Origin of the sequence: Rhodoferax ferrireducens (genome assembly GCF_031458075.1) — a bacterium.
In the GTDB taxonomy this organism is placed as follows: domain Bacteria; phylum Pseudomonadota; class Gammaproteobacteria; order Burkholderiales; family Burkholderiaceae_C; genus Rhodoferax_B; species Rhodoferax_B ferrireducens_A.
Window position 1 is genome coordinate 1,576,365 of the sequence record NZ_JAVDXT010000001.1, and the last position, 16,176, is coordinate 1,592,540.

Genomic DNA, 16,176 nt, shown 5'->3' on the forward strand with positions numbered 1-16,176 from the left:
GGCGTTGCCACCAAAAACTGCGCAAATCTGCGCCAGCCATTAAAATCGCGGGTTAATCCCCACAAAGCTCCTGAATGAACGCCCCGGTTGACGTTTCCTTTTTCGCGCGCGCCGCCAAGCCGCTGACCAGCTACCGCAAGTACTGGGCGGCCCGTTTTGGCACGTCCAAATTCCTGCCCATGAGCCGCGCCGAGATGGACAAACTGGGCTGGGACAGCTGCGACGTGATCATCGTTACCGGCGACGCCTATGTGGACCACCCCAGCTTCGGCATGTCGGTGATCGGCCGCATGCTGGAGATGCAGGGCTTTCGCGTCGGCATCATCGCCCAGCCCGACTGGCAGAGCGCCGACCCGTTCAAGGCCCTGGGCAAACCGAACCTGTTCTTCGGCGTCACGTCGGGCAATATGGATTCGATGATCAACCGCTACACCGCCGACCGCAAGATCCGCAGTGACGACGCCTACACCCCCGGCGACGTCGGCGGCAAGCGTCCCGACCGCGCGGCCATCGTCTACAGCCAGCGCTGCCGCGAGGCCTACAAGGACGTGCCCATCGTCTTGGGTGGCATCGAAGGATCGCTGCGCCGCATCGCGCATTACGACTACTGGTCCGACAAGGTGCGCCGCAGCGTGGTGGTCGATGCCAAGTGCGACCTGTTGTTGTACGGCAATGCCGAGCGCGCGATTGTCGAAGTGGCGCATCGCCTGGCCGCCAAGGAACCCGTGCAGAGCATCACCGATGTGCGCGGCACGGCCTTTATCCGCCGCAGCGACGATCCGACGGGGCGCGACTGGGTCGAGATCAATTCCACCTCGGTCGATGCGCCGGGCCGCGTCGAGTCGCACATCAACCCCTACCAGACCACCTCCGAGCAGGCGGCAGAGCAGGGCGCAACCTGCTCCAAGGACGATGCCAATCCGCAGGGCGTGCCAGCCGAAGCCGTCGTCAAAATGAGCCCATCGCTGGGCGATGCCCTGGCCCGCTCCCAAGCCCGTGAACTCGCCAAGATAAAGGTGCCACCACGGGATCGTTCTGTCATCCGCCTGCCGTCCTTCGAGCAGGTGAAATCCGACCCGGTGCTCTACGCCCACGCGAACCGCGTGCTGCATCTGGAAACCAACCCCGGCAACGCCCGTGCGCTGGTGCAGGCCCATGGCGAAGGCGTGACAGCTCGCGACGTGTGGATCAACCCGCCCCCCATCCCGCTGACCACCGCCGAGATGGATACGGTTTTCGACCTGCCGTACGCCCGCAGCCCGCACCCGGCCTATGCCGACGAGAACGGCAGCCATGACGGCGCCACCAAGATCCCTGCCTGGGAAATGATCCGCTTCAGCGTGAACATCATGCGCGGCTGCTTCGGCGGCTGCACCTTTTGCTCGATCACCGAGCACGAAGGCCGCATCATCCAGAGCCGATCTGAAGAATCAATCATCAAGGAAGTCGAAGACATCCGCGACAAGGTGAAGGGCTTTACCGGCACCATCTCCGACCTGGGTGGCCCCACCGCCAACATGTACCGCCTCGGCTGCAAGAGCCCCGAGATCGAGGCTGCCTGCCGCAAGCCCAGCTGCGTGTACCCGGGCATCTGCTCGAACCTGGGCACGAATCACGATCCGCTGATCAAGATCTACCGCCGCGCCCGCGCGCTCAAAGGCATCAAGAAGATTTTGATCGGCTCCGGCCTGCGCTACGACCTAGCGGTGCAGAGCCCCGAGTACGTGAAAGAGCTGGTGACCCACCACGTCGGCGGCTACCTGAAGATCGCGCCCGAGCACACCGAGCAGGGCCCGCTGACCAAGATGATGAAGCCCGGCATTGGCAGCTACGACAAGTTCAAGACCCTGTTCGAGAAGTTCAGCGCCGAGGCCGGCAAGAAGCAGTATCTGATTCCGTACTTCATCGCCGCCCACCCCGGCACCAGCGACGAAGACATGATGAACCTGGCGCTGTGGCTGAAGAAAAACGGCTTCCGCGCCGACCAGGTGCAGACCTTCTACCCGTCGCCCATGGCTACCGCCACCACGATGTACCACAGCGGCAAGAACCCGCTGCGCAAGATCACCCGCGACAGCGAAACCGTCGACATCGTGCGCGGCGACCGGCGCCGCCGGCTGCACAAGGCCTTCTTGCGCTACCACGATGCCAACAACTGGCCGCTGCTGCGCGACGCGCTGAAGACCATGGGCCGGGCCGACCTGATCGGCAACGGCAAGCACCATCTGATCCCGACCTACCAGCCGATGACCGATGGCGGCTACGAGAGCGCGCGCAAGAAGAACTCGACCACCGTAACCACCAAGTCGTCACCTGTGACCAAGGGCCGTTTGCTGACCCAGCACACCGGCCTGCCGCCGCGCGACAACGGTTCGGCCAAGTCGCCAGTCAACAAGCCTTCGCGCAAGGTGCGCTAGGGCATTTAAGCAAAACAGGGCTCTGGCACAGGTAGATCCTGCGCCAGTAGCTATGGTTTCAATAGCACTGAGGCTAGCGCCTAGGGCGTGTCATCCATCAATCCCCCTGCAGTTGAAAGTGACGGCCCTGGCGCCACGTGAAGGCCGTGAGCAAGAGATACGCCCTCAGTGATAGGCAGTGGGAGTGCACCAAGGTCTGCAGCCTGGTCAGGCAGGACAAGGCCGTTCAGACAGCTCGATTGGTCAGGTAAACACCAAAAATCGTGATTCCAGCCCCGATCACCATGGGCACGCTGGGAACTTCGCCAAAGGCGATCAACGCCTGCAGTGCGGTCAACGCGGGGACCAGGTACACCAGCGCAGCCGCGCGGGATGCCTGCCCTTGGCGCAACAGATAGAGGAGCAGAAGAATGCCGACGATGGAACTGGCCAAGACCGACCACGCCAGGACGGACCAGAACACCCAGCCAAAGTCGATCGTCCAGGTGTCCAACAGAAATGAGAGTGGCAAGGTGACGAACAATGCACCCAGGTATTGGTAAGTCACGACGACACGCAGGTCGTGGCCACCGAGCTTTTTCTTTTGGTAGATGGTCCCGTAGCTGACGGAGATCATTCCCAGGACATTGATGAGGATGGCCCATGCAGCGATGCTTGTAGCGCTTGCCGCAAGAACGCGGGGGGCAATGGCTACCGCTACCCCTGCGAATCCTATAAGCAATCCAGTCTTCTGGCGGCGACTGAGCCGCTCTCCGATCAGATGCACGGCAAGAATGGCCGTGAGCAAAGGCTGCAGGGCTGCAATCACGCCTGAAAGCCCGGCAGGAACGCCTTGGGCAATAGCCCACCATACCGCTCCCAAATAGAGTCCATGCAGCAACACGCCAGAGAGCATTGACACAGCCATCAGCCGAAGATCGCGTGGGAAGGGGACGCGCTGAAGCCGGCAAAGCAAGAGCATCAGCACGGCAGCAGTGCCGAACCGCAGGCTCAAGAACACCATGGGGCCAGCGACTCCCGCGCCGAATTTCGCGGCGATCCAGCCTGTAGACCAGAGGAAGGCAAATAGGCCGGGAGCGATTCGTTCGAGTGACATGTGGTGAAGTGGGTGGTTTGCGTGCTTGGAAGTTGCCCCTTTCTCGGCATGGGCATGACCGTCTTAGACTATCACTGCACTCACAAATGACAATCGGCCATCGGAGAATTAATGTCATGCAAAAAATGCAGGAATCGCTGCCAGGGATGAGCCTCGATGAGCTCTCCACTTTCGTCGCAGTGGTAGAAGCGCACAGCTTCACAGGAGCGGCAAAAGTCATTAGCCGTGACGCCACGATTGTTTCGCGCCGGATGGGGCAACTGGAGGAACGACTGGGGGTTCGCCTCTTGTCGCGCACCACCCGCAAAATCGCACTGACAGAGGTCGGGACGCTGTACTACCGGCGGGTTCGCGCGCTGCTTGACGAGCTGGAAAGCGCGAGCCAGGAGGCGAGCAACTTCGCGTCGAGCCCACAGGGGTTGCTGCGCATCTCGCTGCCGGTCACCTTCGGACGGCGACTGATTGCGCCGCGTTTCCCCGCCTTTCTTCAAGAGCACCCCAAGATTCGGATTGACGCTCGCTTTTCAGATCGCTATGTCGATGTCGTCGCAGAAGGATTCGACGTGGCGATCCGTGTCGGTGTGCTGCGCGACAGCTCACTTATCGCACGCCACATTGCTTCGTTTCGCACCTTGCTGTACGCCGCACCGTCCTACCTTGCCGCGCACGGTGACCCCCAGGATCCGGGCGATCTGGAGCAGCATGCTTGCCTGGGTTTCATCCACTATGCCAGTTGGCCGGATTGGGTACTGAAGCGTGACGGGCAGCAGCGAACCGTCAGGCCTGCCAGTTCACTGTCGGCCGACAACTCAGAGTCACTGTTGCAGGCCGCGATTGCAGGTGCAGGCATCGTCCTCACGCCGGACTGGCTGGCCAATGTTGCCGTGCGAGAAGGCTCGCTGGTTCAGATACTGACCGAGTGGCAAGGATCGGGCGGAGGAGGGATTTACGCAGTGATGCCGCCAGGGCGATTGGTACCCGCCAAAACGCGCTTGTTTGTAGACGACATCACCGCCGCAATCCAAGCCGAGCTGGACTAGGGCGTTTCACCCATCAAAGCCGAGAGGAGATGGTGTTTCTATCGTTCACGCCAGCAACTGCAGGGCGATTGATTAATGAGACGCCCTAGAACTGTTGCACCGGGAAGCTGGAGAACTGCACCCCCAGCACCATCCGCGCCCAGGTCTCGCGCGAACGCACCAGCGCTGCGCAGCGTGGATCGGCCAGGCCTTGCATGCAGGCGACTTCCATCTGGTTCGTCGCATAGCTGCTGTCGTTGTTCACCGCCGCGACGCCCAGCTGGCTTTTGCCGTTGGTGGCCAGGGTCTCAAAGTAGTACTTTTCCGGCTGCAGCATGCCGTTGCGGTAGACGGCCCGGTTCCAGGCCTTGCGGATGGTGGTCACGCCAAAGCGCTGCATGGCCTGCAGATAGGTCCAGGCGGGGTCGGGCAGCACCGCCACGCCATTGCCGGGCTCCAATAGTTGCTGTTCAAACACCTGCGCCTGGGCGATAGCTTCTTGCGGGCTGGAGACGCTTTTGAGCTGGATCTTCATCGACATTCTGGCGTCGCCGGTGCGCACGACGATGAAGTTACCCTGCTGCGTTATCTGCGCGCCCTCGGGCACCACCACGGTGGCGCCGGACACCAGGTCCTGGTAGATGTCGTAACGGAAGGCGTTGGGGTTGAACATCTGGAACATCTGGGTCAGCTGGGCCAGGCCCAGCTGGTCGTCGGCGGTAGCCGCCAGCTGCTGGTAGGTGCGGCTGCGCAGCTTGGTCAGGCCGAACGTGCCCAGGGACTGCGTGGGTGCCACATCGGCCTGCAGGTCGGCCGCAAACAGGGCGGCGCTGCGGGTGGCTCCCGGCAGTTTGCTGACATTGGACTGGGCCAGCAGTTGCAGATGGCTGGCCGGTATGCCCCAGCTGATGCCGACCGCGCCGTTCTCCAGGCCTCCATCGACAATGCCGATCACGCGGCCTTCGGCATCCAGAATCGGCGCCCCCGACAGACCCGGCACCAGGTTGCCTTCGAGGTTCAGGATTTCGATGCTGGTGCTGGGGTAGTCGGTGATTTCGCGCAACACCTTGGGCGGCAGAATCGTCCGCAGCTGGTTGCCGCCGAAGCGCAGCTTTACCTCGGTGCTGCTGTAGCCGGCGATATTCAGCGGAAAGCCCAGCGCGTCGAAAGACTGCTTGACGGCCGGAGGCGCCAGGTTCAGCGCCAGTGGCTTGCGGTTTTGCGGTGTTTGCAGCCGCAGCAGCACCAGGTCGGATTCCTTCAGCACCTTCTCGACCACCGCGGCGGTGGATGCCACGATCTTGCCGTCGGCCCCCACATAGTGCGCCACGATGCGCGGCTGGCCGTCGACCACGTGCAAGGCCGTGACCGCATGCGCCGAGTCGCTCCAGATGAAGCCGGAGGCGGCGTTGTTGCCGGCCTCGATTTTCAGCAGCGATTCGCTGCTGCGCTTGAACACCTCGGCCATCTGTGCGCCGGCGCTGCCGGGCAGGCCGAGAAGGATGGACAGCGCGATGCTGGCTAGCGCCCGGCGCATAGGGCTCCCAGCACGCTGCTCCACACGGCCACGTGGGCTTTCTCGTCGCCGGGCTGCTGGTGGATGGCTTTGGCGACGCGTTCCAGATCGGGCGCGCCCATCGCCTGGTAGGCGGCGATGGCGCTGTCCATGCCTTGGAAGCGCTGCATGCTGGCGCGCTCGCACAGATCGCTGTTGCCGGCGAACAGGCTGGAGCTGTGCAGTGCGGCCGGACTGTCCGCCGGCTTGGCAGTGCCGGGCAGCGGCCCCCACAGGCGCTGCACAACCAGGGCGCGGGCTTCTGCGGGGCTGAAGCCCAGGGCCAGCAGTTCTTCCATTTGCTGCTTGGGCGGCACGGGGGCTGGCGACAGGCTGTCGTGGGTGCGCAGGTAGATGCCGCAGAGCAGGCCGACCACGCAGGTCAAACCAAAGCAGCCGGCGCGCAGGGCGGCCAGCTTGCGTTGCGCCGGGCTGCCGGCATCGGTGGCTGTGTCGGCGCCTTCCTTGCTCTGCATACGCAGGCCGACGAAGGACGCGATCAATGCTGCCAGCGCCCCGACCACCAGGCCAACGACGGGCGATGACGACAAGCCGAGCAGCAGGCCCAGCAGCAAGCCAATGCCCACACCGGAGAAGATCTGCGCTGCCACCATATGCACCGTCCTTTGAAAGGTGCTGCATATGGTGGCAGAGGGGGATGGTGCTGTCTAGCTGGACTGCACTAGGCCGTTGAAAGAAAACAGGCCGCTGGCGCAGGTAGAGGCTGCGCAGGCTGCTATTGATTGAATAGCATGCGCGGTTGCAGCCAGAACAGCCAGCCGAGCAGCGCCGCGCAGTGCACCACCACCGTCACCCAGTAGGTGGCCTGGAACGCGGCCTTGGACGACTTATGCCGCAGGATGGCCTGGGCCACGCCGGCACCGGGCCAGCCGCCGAGCAGGCTGAACACATGCAAAGAGTCTTCCTTGGTGCGCCATTGCCGGGTGCGGGCCGCGTGTTTGTCGGTCCAGTAGGCGAAGAAGGTGGCCAGGTTCACCGCTACCGCTGCGCCCAGCACCCAGAGCGGCAGGCGGTGCGCCCAAACGCCCCAGGCCAGCAGGCAGATCCAGCCGATAGTCAGCAGCGCAAAAAATGCCGGGTTGGAATCTGTGCGGTGAACGCCAGGGCGTGGCGCCGGCCGCCGCTGGCGCTGCGGAGCGGCTTGGGCTGGCGTGGTGGCCGTGCGGACCGCCATGGCGCGCGGCCCCTTGCCGCCCACGGTGATTTCTTCAAACCACACGGCTTCGCCTTCGCGCGGAGCGGCTGCGCCGCGGTAGTCCTTGATGTGGAAAAAGATGTCGGCCGGGGTCTGCGGGCTGCGGATGAAGCCGAAGCCGCGTGCGGCGTCCCAGCGTTGGATGGTTCCCTGCTTCTGCATCGATGCGCCCTGTGCTGCGGTGGTGTGACAGGGCTTATTTTGGCATCGGCGGCAGGGCCCCAAAGTTCTCCCCGTTTGCACTGGATAACTTTGGGGGTAACTCTGTACGCTGTCTGTATGGGCTGGCTAAGTGCTTGTTTTGAAAGGCTAAAGATTGCGCTGCTCAATCTTTAATCAACCGCGTCAACGCCCCAGATCCAGCGGCAGCCCCACATAGTTCTCGGCCAGCACGGTGGATGCCGCCGTGGAGTTGACCAGGTACTCGAGCTCGGCTTCCTGCATGCGCTGGCCGAAGGCGCCGGTGTCGGGGAACTTGTGCATCAGCGAGGTCAGCCACCAGGAGAAGCGCTCGGCCTTCCAGATGCGGGCCAGGGCGCGCTGCGAATAGGTGTCGATGCCGGCGGCACTTTTCTCGGCATAGAACTCGATGAAGGCGCTGGACAAATACTTGACGTCGCTGGCCGCCAGGTTCAGGCCTTTGGCGCCGGTGGGCGGCACGATGTGGGCCGCGTCGCCGGCCAGGAACATGCGGCCAAAGCGCATCGGTTCGGCGACAAAGCTGCGCAGCGGGGCGATGCTTTTTTCCAGGGTCGGGCCGGTGACGATGCGCTCGGCCAGCTCCGGGTCGAGGCGGCTGCGAAGCTCGTCCCAGAAGCGTTGGTCGCTCCAGGCTTCGACCTTGTCGTCCAGCGGGCATTGCACGTAGTAGCGGCTGCGCGTCAGGCTGCGCATCGAGCACAGCGAAAAGCCGCGTTCGCTGTTGCCGTAGACGATGGAATGCGGCGACACCGGCGGCACATCGGCCAGCACGCCCAGCCAACCAAACGGGTAGACCTTTTCGTATTCGGTGATCGCGCCTTCGGGCACGCTGGCGCGGCAGACGCCGTGGAAGCCGTCGCAGCCGGCGATGAAGTCGCATTCCAGCTCAAAGTCCTGGCCGTCTTTCTGGTAGCGCACTTTGGGGCGCTGGCTGTCGAAGTCGTGCACGCTGACATTGGCCGCCTGGTACACCGTGCTCAGGCCGGCTTCGCTGCGCGCATCCATCAGGTCGCGCGTGACTTCGGTCTGGCCGTAGGCGGTGACCACCTTGCCGTGGGTCAGGCCATGCACGTCGATCGCATGGCGCACGCCCGAGAACACCAGCTCGATGCTGTGGTGCACCACGCCTTCGGTCTGCACCCGGTGGCCCATGCCGGCTTCGTGCAGCATGTCGACCGTGGTCTGCTCCAGGATGCCGGCACGGATGCGGCCCAGCACGTAGTCGGGGCTTTGGCGCTCGATGATGATGTTGTCGATGCCGGCCTTGTGCAGCAACTGGCCGAGCAGCAGGCCGGACGGGCCGGCACCGATGATGGCAACCTGGGTACGCATGGGGTGTCTCCTTAAATCTGCCCTGGAGCTTAGGTCGGAGTGGTATGTCTTACCAGGGCAAAACTACGCCAGTGTGCGATGATCGGCCTGCTTGTGCGATCACCGCGCAAATACTGTTGCTCACCCCCAGGCTCCAGTGCTGCGCACTTTTCGCCAACCCCCTTGCAGGGGGCAACACCTGCAGCCTGGCAAAGCCAGTTCTGCGGTGTTTCTGGAAGGTATGCGTTTTGCCTGCCTTTAGAAGGCAAATAGTTATGCGCAAAGAAGGAAAAATGGACATTCAAAAAGCAGATCTCATCGAAGGCATGGCCAAGGGCATGGCGGTGCTGGAAAGTTTCGATACCGAGCGCCAGCGCCTGAACGCCACCCTGGCGGCCCAGCGCGCCGGGCTGACGCGGGCCGCGGCCCGGCGGCATCTGCTGACCCTCGCGCATCTGGGCTATCTGGACACCGACGGCAGCTACTTCTGGCTGGCAGCCAAGGTGTTGCGTTTTTCCGGCAGCTACCTGGCCTCGGCCCAGCTGCCGCGGGTGCTGCAGCCCACGCTGAACCGCTTGGCCGCGCAGACGCTGGAGTCGTTCTCGGCGGTGGTGCGCGACGGCGACGAGGTGGTGATCGTGGCCCGCAGTGGCAACGACCGCAGCGGCGGCCCCTTGCGTGTGCTGGCCTACGGTCTGCACCTGGGCGCGCGGTTGCCGGCCCATGCCACCTCCACCGGCCGGGTGCTGCTGGCGGCCGAAACCAAGGCCAGCTTCAATGCCTGGATGAAGAACCGCAGCCTGCCGCGCTTGACGGCCCACACCATCACCGAGCCCAAGGCCTTCCGCGCAGTGATCGAGCAGGTGCGGGCCGACGACTTCTGCGTCGCCAGCGAGGAGCACGAACTTGGCGTACACGCCCTGGCGATCCCGCTGCGCAATCTGCAGGGCAAGACGGTGGCCGCGCTGAACGTGGTGACGACGCCGCAGCGTCTCGAGCAGCAGGCCATGCAGCGCGATCTGCTGCCGCTGCTGCTGGACGCCGCCAGGGAACTGCAGCCTTTGCTGTAACGCGATTTAGAGGAAACAGGCCGCTAGCGCATATTCCACCTTTGCGAGCAGCTGCGAAATAGATAGCAAGCTGTCGCACGATGTCTGACATGTCATCAAACCGCCATGGATGCTGCCTACAGTCCGCAGCTTCTTTTGCCTTGGGCTGTGCGCCCCCTCTTTTCCATGTCTTCTGCGATCCGTTTTCCGGTGCTTCCCCTGGTCCTGGCAGTCTGCAGCGCACTCAGCGCCTGCGGTGGCGGCGACAGCGATCTGGCGGTGCCGTCCGCGCCTGCCGACCCCGGCTTTGTCGATGCCGCACCCGCGCCCACCGTGGCCGCGTTTGTAGATAGCTACAAGACCAATCTCAGCGCCAACACCACCACCGCCAGCAACGCCGGCCTGGCCTTGCTGGCGCCGTTCAGCGAACTCTGGACCACCGGCAGCGCTTGGAACAACGGCGCGCCGACTGCCAAGGGCCTGCCGGTACTCAGCCGCAACATCCAGTACGTGGCCAACCTCAGTGCCAGCCGCACATCTGCGCAGGCCGACACCGCCTACTACATTGACCGCCGCAACCAGAACTACAGCGTGATCGACGGCCTGGGCCCGCTGGCCGCGCCGTATTACACGGGGGCGGGCGCCACCACCAGCATCACCAGCATCCCGGCCAATGCCACCACTGTGGCCTATACCGAAGCCGGCACCGGCGGTGGCAGCACCTCGTCCAGCCTGGGCAGCGTGGTGAGCCTGGTGAACCTGCTGCGCGGCAACTTCTCGTCGACCACGCCGAGCAAGAACTTCTTCCAGTACCCACGGCCCTGGCGCATGACGAATGCCAGCGTGGTGCAGGACACCGGCGCAGTCGACAGCCTGGGCTTCCCGGTCTACAGCTCCAGCGTCGCCCTGGTGCCGACCTTGCTGCCGGTGCGCAGCACGACGCCGGCCACCGACGGCGGTTTCACCAGCGGCCACACCAATGCCGCCTACCTGGCGGCCTGGGCCATGGCCTATGCCGTGCCCGAGCGCTTCCAGGAAATCCTGACCCGCGCCTCCGACATCGGCGACTACCGCATCGTCGCCGGTATGCATTCGCCGATGGACGTGATGGGCGGCCGCACCCTGGCCACGGCTCTGGCGGCCGCCATCCTGAACGACAGCGCCAACGCCACGGCCAAGGCCGCCGCTGTTGCCCAGGCACACAGCTACCTGCAGGCGCAAACCGGCAGCAGTGACGACACGTTCTACAGCGCTGCCCACAGCGCCACTACCGCCACCGACGCCTATGCCGACCGCGCCGCCAACCAGGCCAGCTACACCCAGCGCCTGACCTACGGCTTCAGCCCGATCAACGCCACCACCACCGCGCCCAGCGTGCCCAAGGGCGCCGAGGTGCTGCTGGAAACCCGCTTGCCGTATCTGAGCGCCGAGCAGCGCCGGGTGGTGCTGAAGACCACCGCCATCGCCTCCGGCTACCCGCTGCTGGACGACGCCGAGGGCTGGGGCCGGCTGAACCTGTTTGCCGCCTCCGAAGGCTATGGCGTGTTCAACGGCAATGTGCTGGTGGCCATGGACGCCAGCAAGAAGGGCTACCACGCGCTCGACACCTGGCGCAACGACATCGGCGGCGCGGGCAAGCTGACCAAGCAGGGTAGCGGCAGCCTGCGCCTGGCCGGCAGAAACAGCTGGACCGGTGGCACCCAGATCGATGCCGGTACGCTGGAAGCAGCTTCGGCCACGGCCTTGGGCAAGGGCGATGTCTACAACAGCGCCGGCACTTTCGTCGGCTGGAGCGGCGGCAAGCTGGCACTCAACGGCAGCTACACCCAGCTGGCCGGTGGTACTTTGCAACTGGCGCTGGGCACTGGTGAGCAGGGCCGCATCGCGGTGGCCGGCGTGGCGGCTCTGGGCGGCGCGTTGAAAGTGCAGATCCAGTCCGGCTATACCCCGGCTGTGGGCGATATGCTGACCCTCATCAGCTGCGCGGGCCGCACGGGCACCTTTGCCAGCGTCAGCGTCGACGGTTTCAAGGTCACGCCGATCTACGGCCGGACGGGTGTGTCTATCCGTCTCGACGCCAAGTCGTAAGAAAAATTGGCCTGCAGCGCAGCGACTGCCTGCGCCAGCAGCTATGAAAGAAATAGCGCCGAGGTTTCAGGCCCGGTGCGATATCTCCACCACCACGGCGCGCGCCGCCAGCTGCTGCACCAGGGCTTCGGCGGCCGCGCGGTTCCGGGCGTCCAGGTTGGCGTCCCACTCGTCCAGCAGGTAGACGCGGGCCTGGGTTTTCAGGCTGATTTCCTGCAGTGCCCGCAGCTGGCGCTCGCCGGACGAGAAGCCGCTGCTGGCGGGGGCGTTTTCGTCGTCTGCTTCGCCGTCTGCATCGTCATCCACCGGCTGGGCGCTGGCAAACGCAAAGGCCAGCTTGTCCTGCGTCGGCCAGTAAAAAGCCTGGTGGCCGAGGCGGGTTTTCAGCGCTGCCAGCAGGCTGGATTTGCCCGAGCCGTTGCCGCCGCGCACCTGCAGCCGGCCGTGGGGCTGGGCGTCTACGATGGCCAGCGCTTCGTCCAGGTTGGCGCAGGGTTGGGCATCCCGGTCGGTCGCCCATTGCAGCCGAAGTTCGCCATAACCTATGCGCTGCAGAAAGCCGGCGTCGGGGGCCGGGCGCATGGCATTGCAGGCGCCGCCGATGCGCGTCCATACGGCGGCTAGGTCGTTCCAGCCCGAGGCCAGGTCGTGCATGTCGCTGGACAAGGCGATCTGCCGCGGCAAGGTGGCGGCCAGTGCCACCAGCAGGGCGGTATTGCCGGCGTTGTCGCCCGCCACCCAGGCCAGGTAGCTGAACAGCGCCGCCAGCGAGACGATGCCGTGCAGCGTGGCCAGGCCTTCGCGGGCCAGGATGGCGCGGATTTGCGCCGCCAGCGCGTCGCGCAACCGGATCTTGAAGCCGTGGTGCCAGAGCCGGAAGTTGTAGCGGTTGCCGCTGAAGATGTTGTCCCAGGCGCTATAGGTTTGCGCCGTCATGCGGTTGGTGCTGCGCTGGTGCGCCAGGTAGACGGCGGCCACCGGCTTGCGCACCAGCATCTGCAGCGCCAGCAGCGCCACAAACACCGCGGCGTAGACCAGCGGCAGGCCGGCGTCGATGGCCACGCCCAGCACGGCCGCGTTGAACAGCAGGCCGAACAGCAGCTTCAGGTCGGCCTCCAGCTCGTACACCAGCTCGAAGAAGATGTGGAAGGCTTCGTTGGTCAAGAATGGCTCGACCTGCTCGCGCTGCGCGGTGTCGCCCAGCAGCGCGGCCTGGTGCCGGTTGTCGCGGGCAAAGCGCAGCATGTAGCGGCCAAAGGCGCCAAAGCCGGCGCGCTCGGCAAAAATCCAGCTGCTGGCGCCCAGCACATAGGAGGCCGATTGCACGCCGACGATCCAGGCGAAGTCGGACACCAGAAACACCTTGTCCACCACGTCGCGGCTGGCGTCGATGATCAGCCAGGTGGTGGTGGCTGCCAGCGCCGCCTCGGCCACCAGGAACAGCAGCATCCAGAACAGCGGCGGGCACAGCATGAAGCGCAGAAAGTCGCGATTCCGGTAGGGCGGCAAGGCCGGGCGCGAAGAACGGGAAGAGGGCAGAGCATGCATAGAGGTGGGCGATGGTACATGCCCGCTGCCAGGCCAACCCACCCAGGCAAACGCCGTGTTACTGTTTGGTAAAGCTGGCTTTGCGGCCCGGTGTACCGACTGGCGCACTTAGAATCTTTACCCAGTAGAACTTGTTGGCCGCAGGGTGGGGAGTTTAAAAACTGTCAACCCGGCGTTCAGTGCAGCGTTCTAAAGGGGTCGGCAGACCGTGCGAATGGAATGCCAGACGTTTTCATTTTTTCATCCACGAAAGAACACCATGACCAAAAAGAAACACAGCAAAAAGCCAGCCAAGAAGTCGGTTGCCAAGTAATTCTTGGATGGACTTTGGAAGAAACCCGCCCCGGCGGGTTTTTTTCTGCCCGCTGCTGGCCCGGGCGACCCAGGCGTTGCTGCAATTTTGATAGCTTCTCGTGCAGATGAAATAAGCGCTAGAGGCTGATTTCTTATGTATTGTGCCGCTCCGTTAAACTGTAAGCCCATCCAGCATTTCTTTATCCATGTCTCCCGAACACACCGCCCGGTCCGCCCTTGATGCCTTTGACAAGGTGGTCAGTGCCGCGGGCGGTTTCCGCAGCCGCCCGGGCCAGCGGCTGATGGCCGAGCGCGTCGCGCAGACCTTCAGCGAAGCCACCCTGGGCAAGATGGAGAACGAAGACGACACGCCACTGCGCTCCATCGCCGTGATCCAGGCCGGCACAGGCGTTGGCAAGTCGCTGGCCTACTGCGCACCGGCAATTGCCGTGGCCCTGGCGCGCAAGACCCGGGTGCTGATCTCCACCGCCACCGTGGCGCTGCAGGAGCAGCTAGTGACCAAGGATTTGCCGGCGCTGGCGGCGCTGATGGACGAGCCGTTTCGCTTTGGCCTGGCCAAGGGCCGTGGCCGCTATGTCTGCAAGCTGAAGCTGGCGCGGCTGGCAGGCGAGGGCGGGGCTGACGACGACGATATGTTTGCCGACGAGCTGGCCGCAGCCGGCGCGCCCTTTGTGCGCCACGACGAAGAAGCCCGCATGCTGCAGTACGCGGGCCTGGCGCGCGAGCTGGCCAGCGCCGCCTGGGACGGCGACCGCGACAACCTGGCCCAGCAGCCCGATGCCGACATCTGGCAACCCATCGCCGCCGAGGCCAGCAGCTGCACCGGCAAGCACTGCCCGGCCTTCAATGGCTGCACCTATTTTGAAAAGCGCAAGGAGCTGGTCGGCGCCCAGGTGATCGTGGCCAACCACGACCTGCTGCTGTCCACCCTGGGCACGCGCACCTTGCCCGAGCTGGACAACTGCCTGCTGATCCTGGACGAAGGGCACCACCTGCCGGCCGTGGCGCTGGACAAGTTTTCCACCTCCATGGACCTGAGCCGCCTGGGCTGGATCGACACCCTGGCCAGCCGGGCCAAGCGCATCGGCAGCCTGGTCGGCGTGTCCGAGGTGGCCGATGTGGGGCGCTATGCCTCGCTGCTCAAGCAGACCCTGGAAGACATCGCCAAGAGCCTGGCCGAGCTGTACGCGCCGGTGCTGCGCGAGCCCAGCAGCGCCTACGGCCCACCGCGCGTGCGCCTGCCCAAGGGCGAGCTGCCGCTGATGCTGGTCGAGCCGCTGGGCATGGTCAGCGTGATGGCCGAGAGCTTTCTGGGCGTGCTGAACGACATCGCCAAGGCGCTGCGCGCCGAGATGAAGGACGCGCCCAACGAGGCACGGCGTCTGTCGGTGCTGTATGCCCAGCTGGGCATGCTGTCGCCGCGGCTGGAGGCGGTGCACGCCACCGCCCAGCTGCTGTTGCAGGAAAGCCCGCCACCGCCCGCGCCCGCGCGGCCGCCGGCCGCCAAATGGTTCACCCTGGCCGAGGTCGATGGCAGGGTGCAGATCAAGGCCTACGCCAGCCCCATCCTGCCCGGCTCTACCCTGCGGCACCAGCTGTGGTCCGGCGTGCGGGCGGCGGTGGTTACATCCGCCACCTTGACCAGCTGCGGCGAGTTTGATTTCTTTTTGCGCGAGACCGGCCTGAAGGACGACGAGGCCACCACCACGCTGGAGGTGGCCAGCCCTTTCGACTACGCGACCCAGGGCCAGTTCGTCACCGTGCAGACCCTGGCGGACCCGCGCAATGCCAGCGCCTTCACCTCCGAGATGGTGCTGGCCCTGGTGCGCGACCTGGCCGATGTGCAGCATGGCGCGCTATGCCTGTTCACCTCCCGCGACCAGATGCGCCAGGCGGTGCTGGCCCTGCCGGACGCGCTGCGCGCCAAGGTGCTGGTGCAGGGCGATCTGCCGCGTATCCGTCTGATCCAGCAGCACCGTGACCGCGTGCAGGCCGGCGAGGTGTCCATCGTTTTCGGCATGCAGAGCTTTGGCGAGGGCCTGGACCTGCCGGGTCAGCTGTGCGAAACCGTGTTCATCGCCAAGCTGCCGTTTGCCTCGCCCGACGACCCGGTGGGCGAGTCGCGCGCCGAATGGCTGCGCGGCGTGGGCCGCGACCCGTTCTCCGAGCTGGTGGTGCCGGCCACCGCGATCAAGCTCGCCCAGTGGGCCGGCCGGGCGATCCGCACAGAGACCGACAAGTCCTTTGTCTACTGCTATGACCGCAGACTGAGCGATACCAGCTACGGCCAGCGCCTGCTGCAGGGGCTGCCGCCGTTCGCCCGGCTGCGCAAGGACCCGCAGGGACGTGTGCTCGCATAAA

At 64.7% G+C, this 16,176-nt stretch carries 11 protein-coding genes; 5 read left to right on the forward strand and 6 right to left on the reverse strand.

Annotated features, from left to right (window positions below; genetic code table 11):
* Positions 1-74: 74 nt before the first annotated feature.
* Positions 75-2,417 (forward strand): YgiQ family radical SAM protein, encoded by a 2,343-nt coding sequence (locus J2X19_RS07370; RefSeq protein WP_310372002.1) that lies wholly within the window; start codon positions 75-77, stop codon positions 2,415-2,417.
* 226 nt (positions 2,418-2,643) lie between these two features.
* Here the strand turns inward: J2X19_RS07370 and J2X19_RS07375 are convergent, their stop codons facing one another.
* Entirely contained in the window at positions 2,644-3,513 is an 870-nt protein-coding gene (locus J2X19_RS07375) for a DMT family transporter (RefSeq protein WP_310372004.1), read from the reverse strand.
* A gap of 86 nt (positions 3,514-3,599) precedes the next feature.
* Between J2X19_RS07375 and J2X19_RS07380 the strand changes: the two genes are divergently transcribed.
* Entirely contained in the window at positions 3,600-4,553 is a 954-nt protein-coding gene (locus J2X19_RS07380; protein WP_310372006.1) for a LysR family transcriptional regulator, read from the forward strand.
* A gap of 85 nt (positions 4,554-4,638) precedes the next feature.
* Here the strand turns inward: J2X19_RS07380 and J2X19_RS07385 are convergent, their stop codons facing one another.
* The 4 genes from J2X19_RS07385 to pobA all read right to left on the reverse strand — a co-directional run bounded on the left by J2X19_RS07385 (position 4,639) and on the right by pobA (position 8,836).
* Positions 4,639-6,069, reverse strand: coding sequence for a S1 family peptidase (locus J2X19_RS07385; RefSeq protein WP_310372008.1), 1,431 nt, complete (start codon positions 6,067-6,069; stop codon positions 4,639-4,641).
* The gene (locus J2X19_RS07390; protein WP_310372010.1) at positions 6,054-6,701 is read right to left on the reverse strand and encodes a hypothetical protein; all 648 of its coding nucleotides are present in this window, start codon (positions 6,699-6,701) and stop codon (positions 6,054-6,056) included. The genes J2X19_RS07385 and J2X19_RS07390 overlap by 16 nt, the downstream gene beginning before the upstream one ends.
* Before the next feature lie 122 nt (positions 6,702-6,823).
* A complete protein-coding gene (locus J2X19_RS07395) occupies positions 6,824-7,465 on the reverse strand; it encodes a DUF1294 domain-containing protein (RefSeq protein WP_310372012.1) in 642 nt (213 codons plus the stop codon).
* Between the two features lie 183 nt (positions 7,466-7,648).
* Positions 7,649-8,836 carry a 4-hydroxybenzoate 3-monooxygenase gene (pobA, locus tag J2X19_RS07400; RefSeq protein ID WP_310372014.1) on the reverse strand — a complete coding sequence of 396 codons (1,188 nt, stop codon included), beginning with the start codon at positions 8,834-8,836 and terminating at the stop codon, positions 7,649-7,651.
* A gap of 272 nt (positions 8,837-9,108) precedes the next feature.
* On the opposite strand from pobA, the gene J2X19_RS07405 reads away from it, so the two are divergent.
* Together J2X19_RS07405 and J2X19_RS07410 are read left to right on the forward strand one after the other, a co-directional pair.
* The gene (locus J2X19_RS07405) at positions 9,109-9,885 is read left to right on the forward strand and encodes an IclR family transcriptional regulator domain-containing protein (protein ID WP_310372016.1); all 777 of its coding nucleotides are present in this window, start codon (positions 9,109-9,111) and stop codon (positions 9,883-9,885) included.
* Between the two features lie 165 nt (positions 9,886-10,050).
* On the forward strand, positions 10,051-11,952 hold the full coding sequence (locus J2X19_RS07410; protein ID WP_310372019.1) for a phosphatase PAP2 family protein: 1,902 nt from the start codon (positions 10,051-10,053) through the stop codon (positions 11,950-11,952).
* 66 nt (positions 11,953-12,018) lie between these two features.
* Here J2X19_RS07410 and J2X19_RS07415 read toward each other — a convergent pair whose 3' ends face one another.
* A complete protein-coding gene (locus tag J2X19_RS07415) occupies positions 12,019-13,500 on the reverse strand; it encodes an ATP-binding cassette domain-containing protein (protein WP_310372021.1) in 1,482 nt (493 codons plus the stop codon).
* Between the two features lie 500 nt (positions 13,501-14,000).
* Here J2X19_RS07415 and dinG point away from each other — a divergent pair, with 500 nt between their 5' ends.
* Complete coding sequence (dinG, locus tag J2X19_RS07420) at positions 14,001-16,175, forward strand: ATP-dependent DNA helicase DinG (RefSeq protein ID WP_310372023.1); 2,175 nt, start codon at positions 14,001-14,003, stop codon at positions 16,173-16,175.
* Position 16,176 lies beyond the last annotated feature (1 nt).